This is a genomic window from Streptomyces sp. NPDC059037 (assembly GCF_042740015.1).
Lineage (GTDB): Bacteria > Actinomycetota > Actinomycetes > Streptomycetales > Streptomycetaceae > Streptomyces.
Map to the genome: position 1 here is coordinate 1 of NZ_JBHYIG010000455.1, position 4,470 is coordinate 4,470.

Here is a 4,470-nt window from a genome sequence, read left to right on the forward strand (position 1 = left end):
CAGATTGTGTGGGTGATAATTTAATAAAATATAGGAAAACATATGTGTCTCTTCGGGGCGATCAGTTAATTAATAAAAATCAAATCGGCGGGGCCGCCCCGCCGGCCGCGCGCCCCCCCCCCCTCTTCTCGTCATGGGGAGCATGGGTCGGCATGGGGAGACCGCTGCCCCTTCCCTCTGCCATCTGATTCAATGGGGGCATGGACAGCCACGGGAACGCAGCGACAGGTCGGCATCACGACCTCGAGCCGTTCTGGCCTTCCCGTCAGCACCATGACTTCGACCGGGTGTGTTGCCGCGCGATGAACGCGCGGGCCCTCTAAAGCCGTTCACCCGGCCTTCGCCTGACGCGCACGACGTACGTACGTCCTCGACGACTGACGACTCCTTCGCGCGAAAGCTGACCTCCCATGGCGAACTCCCGTTCCTTCTCCGCGTCCACCGCCTCCTCCGCTTCTGTTTCGCCGCTCGCCGGGCCCGCCCGTGGCCGGCTGCGGGCCGTCGATCCCGACGAGGTGGTGCAGCTCACCGACTTCCTGCCGCCGGGCGCGACCTGGCTGCCCGCGCCCCAGCACACGCTGCCCACGCTGCCGGGCCAGCCGCCGATGATCGGCTACCTGGTGCTCGTACCGGCCGGGCAGGAGGCCCCCGTCGTGGCCGAGCCCCGCGAGCCCGAGGCTCGGCAGGAGGCGGCGGGGCCCGTGTGGATCGATCCCGTGCAGCGTGCCGCGCAGGTCGACGGGCGGCCGCTCGACCTCACCTATCTGGAGTTCGAGCTGCTCGCGCATCTCGTCGCGCACCCCCACCGGGTGCACACGCGCGACCAGTTGGTGACCACGGTGTGGGGGTACGGGCACGTGGGCGACGGGCGGACCGTCGACGTCCACATCGCCCGCCTTCGGCGCAAGCTGGGTGCCGAGCACCGCACGACGATCCAGACGGTGCGCCGGGTCGGCTACAAGTACGCGCCGCCGGCACCGCGCTGACCTCCGGGTTCCCGTCCGGGGCCGGGCTCTGCCAGGAGCAGAACCCGGTTCCCACGGCGGCCCGTTGCGGGCAGAGTCGTCGCCATGAGACTTCTGATGCTGGGCGGTACGGAGTTCGTGGGGCGGGCCGTGGTCGACGCGGCGCTCGCGCGTGGCTGGGACGTGACGGTCTTCCACCGCGGGCGGCATGAGGCACCCGCCGATGTGACGTCCCTGCACGGGGACCGCACGGCCGATGACGGGCTCGCGGCGCTGTCCGCGTCCGGCGCGGAGTGGGACGTCGTCGTCGACACCTGGTCGGGGGCGCCGAGCGCGGTGCGCGATGCGGCGCGGGTCCTCGCGGGGCGTGCGGGGCGGTACGTGTATGTGTCGAGCGGCTCGGTGTACCGATATCCGGGGGCCGCCGGGTCCGACGAGTCGTATCCGCTGGTGGAGGGCGATCCGGACGCGCAGTCCGTGGCGTACGCGGAGGACAAGCGGGGCGGGGAGCTCGCCGCTGTCGCGGAGTTCGGTGCGGAGCGGGTGGTGCTTGCGCGGGCCGGGCTGATCCTCGGTCCTTACGAGAACATCGGGCGGCTGCCGTGGTGGCTGAACCGGGTGGCGCGGGGCGGGCCCGTACTGGCCCCCGGGCCCCGGGAGTCGGACATCCAGTACATCGATGTGCGGGACCTCGCCGAGTGGGTCCTTGACGCGGGCTTCGCGGGTTTGCACGGGCCGTACAACATCGTCTCGCCCATCGCGCACACCACGATGGGCGAGTTCCTGGAGGCGTGTGTCGCCGTGGCCGGGGCGGACGACGTGGAGCTGCGCTGGACCGAGCCCTCGGTGATCGCCGATGCGGGGATCGAGCCGTGGATGGAGCTTCCCGTGTGGCTGCCGCCGGGGGACCTCCACGACACGATGCATCGCACCTCCACAGAGAAGGCAGTGGCCGCGGGGCTGCGGGCGCGGCCGGTCGCGGAGACGGTCGCCGATACGTGGCAGTGGCTGCGGTCGATCGGCGGGGTGGCCCCGCAGCGGCCGGACCGTCCGGTGGTGGGGCTGGCCGCGGAGAAGGAGGCGAAGGTGCTCGGGCTGTAGCCCCGGTACCGTGGCTCGGTACCGGGGCTCCGCCTCGGACCCCGCTTCTCAGACGCCGGAGGGGCTGAATTCCTCAGCCCGCTCCCGCGGCACCCCCTCGCCGTGCGAAACCCGCGGCAGCCACGAAAGCCAGCCCGGCGTACGCCAGTTGCGGTCGCCCAGCAGCGTCATCAGCGAAGGCAGCAGGATCATCCGGACGAGGGTCGCGTCCAGGAGGACCGCCACGCCCAGGCCCACGCCCATCTGCTGCATGTCCTGCATGGACAGCGTCCCGAAGACCGCGAAGACCGCCACCATGATCACGGCCGCGCCGGTCACCGCGCCCGCGGTCCGTGTGATGCCCTCCCGGATCGCCGAGCGGTTGTCCAGGCCCCGGTCCCGCGCCTCGCGGATCCGGGAGACGACGAACACGTGGTAGTCCATCGACAGGCCGAAGAGGACGACGAGGACGAACAGCGGCATCCAGTTCTCGATCGCGCCGGCCTTCTCCGAGCCGATCAGCTCCGCGCCCCAGCCGTGCTGGAAGACGGCGGTCATCACGCCGTACGCCGCGCCCACCGAAAGGAGGTTGAGGGCGATGGACGTCACCGCGATCACCACCGAGCGGAAGCTGAACAGCATCAGGAGGAAGGTCACCGCGGCGATGAAGACGAAGACCGGCACGATGCCCTTGCCGAGCTGATCGCTGAAGTCCTCGGACTCGGCCAGGTCACCGCCGACGTAGGCGTCGGCCGCGGGCACGCCGTCGAACGCCTGCGGCACGACGGTGTCGCGCAGCGAGCCCAGCGCCTTCTTCGACTCGGCGTCACTGCCGTTGCCGGGCAGCGGTACGTCGATCTCGGCGACGTCCGCGCCCTGGTGGACGGTGAGTTCGGCGCCCTTCCCCGCCTCGCGCACCACCGCGGCCAGCGCGTCCCGCACCGGCTTCGCCTCGATGTCGTCCGCCTCGACGACCACCCGGGCGGGCGAAGGACCGCCGGGGAACTCCTCGGTGATCTTCTGGTACGAGGCGGACAGCGGGGCGTCGGAGCCGAACTGCTTCTCCAGGCCGAGCTGTTCGGTCTTCATGCCGAGCGCGGGAACGGCGAGCGCGAGCAGCAGCACCGTCGCGCCGACCGCGAAGAACTTCGGCCTGGCGAGGACCGGCCGCAGCAGCCGGCCCGCGATGCCTCCGCCGGCGTGCACGCCGCGCTTGGAGCGGCGGTTCAGGAACGGGATGCGCCCGGCGTCGATGCGGTCGCCGAGCCCGGCGAGCAGCGCGGGGAGCACGGTCACCGAGCCGAGCATCGCCACGCACACCACGAGGATCGTGGCGACGGCGAATCCCTTGAAGAGGAGGAGGCCGGACAGGAACATGCCCGCCATGGCGACCATCACCGTCAGGCCGGAGACCAGCACGGCACGGCCGCTCGTCGCCGCCGCGATCCGCAGCGCCGTGTCCGCGTCCGCCCCCGCGGCCCGCTCGTCCCGCTCACGCCGCAGATAGAACAGGCAGTAGTCGACGCCGACGGCGAGGCCCATCAGGAACATCACCGAGTACGTCGTCTCGAAGAGGTGCAGCTGGTGGCTCGCGAGCGAGAGCAGGCCGAAGGCCGCCACGCACGCGGTCAGCGCGAGGCCCACCGGGAGCAGCGCCGCGACCACCGCGCCGAAGGCGACCAGGAGGATGCCGAGTGCCAGCGGCACCGCGGTGAACTCGGCCTTGGTGAGGTCGTCGGAGAGCAGGTCGCTCAGCTGCTTCTCGGAGCTCGCGTCGCCGAACTGGTAGACCGATACGCCCTGTCCGGCCCCGGCATCGTCCGACTTCTGCACCGCGTCGAGCACCGGCTGCACCCGGTCGGCGGCGTCGTCGGACGCGCCCTTCATCTCGAAGCGGAGCAGCGCGTCCTTGCCGTCGTCGGAGGGCAGCGGCGCCTGGACGTCCCGTACCTCTCCGGTCGCGGTCAGCGCCTTGGACAGGTCGCCCGCCACGTCCCGCCAGCCGTCCGGGGTCCGGGCGGCGACCATGACCAGCTCGCCCGCGGGCTCCTCGACCCCCGCCTCGTCGAGGATCCGTGCCGCCCGGCCCGAGTCGCCGACCCCCATCTCGTCGTCGGACGCGGTGACCATGCCCGAGGCCCCGCCGATGGTCGTGGCGAGCACGACGAACAGCAGCCAGCCCAGGATGGCCGTCTTGCGATGGTGTGCGCTCCACACACCCAGTCGTGCCGCGAGGTTGGGCCGCATGGCCTTTTCGCCCCCATAAGTAAGCGCGCCAGAAGCGCAAGTAAGCGTCGGATAAGCCGTCTTGATGACGTCGACAACGCTAGAAATCCGGGGCGTCCCCACCCAGCCGCCGAAGCCCCCTCCCGCCGAAGCACAGGGCGAGGTTCGGGGGTGTCCTCAGGTACACCCCCTGCTCGGG

Annotated in this window: 3 protein-coding genes; 2 read left to right on the forward strand and 1 reads right to left on the reverse strand. The window is 71.1% G+C overall.

The window, feature by feature from the left end; translation table 11 throughout:
- Positions 1 to 410: 410 nt before the first annotated feature.
- Both ACFWY6_RS44430 and ACFWY6_RS44435 read left to right on the forward strand, forming a co-directional pair.
- Positions 411 to 986, forward strand: coding sequence for a winged helix-turn-helix domain-containing protein (locus ACFWY6_RS44430; RefSeq protein ID WP_384703311.1), 576 nt, complete (start codon positions 411 to 413; stop codon positions 984 to 986).
- Between the two features lie 84 nt (positions 987 to 1,070).
- Complete coding sequence (locus tag ACFWY6_RS44435; RefSeq protein WP_384703314.1) at positions 1,071 to 2,066, forward strand: NAD-dependent epimerase/dehydratase family protein; 996 nt, start codon at positions 1,071 to 1,073, stop codon at positions 2,064 to 2,066.
- 48 nt (positions 2,067 to 2,114) lie between these two features.
- Here ACFWY6_RS44435 and ACFWY6_RS44440 read toward each other — a convergent pair whose 3' ends face one another.
- Positions 2,115 to 4,292, reverse strand: a complete 2,178-nt coding sequence (locus ACFWY6_RS44440; RefSeq protein WP_384703317.1) for an MMPL family transporter — start codon at positions 4,290 to 4,292, stop codon at positions 2,115 to 2,117.
- Positions 4,293 to 4,470 lie beyond the last annotated feature (178 nt).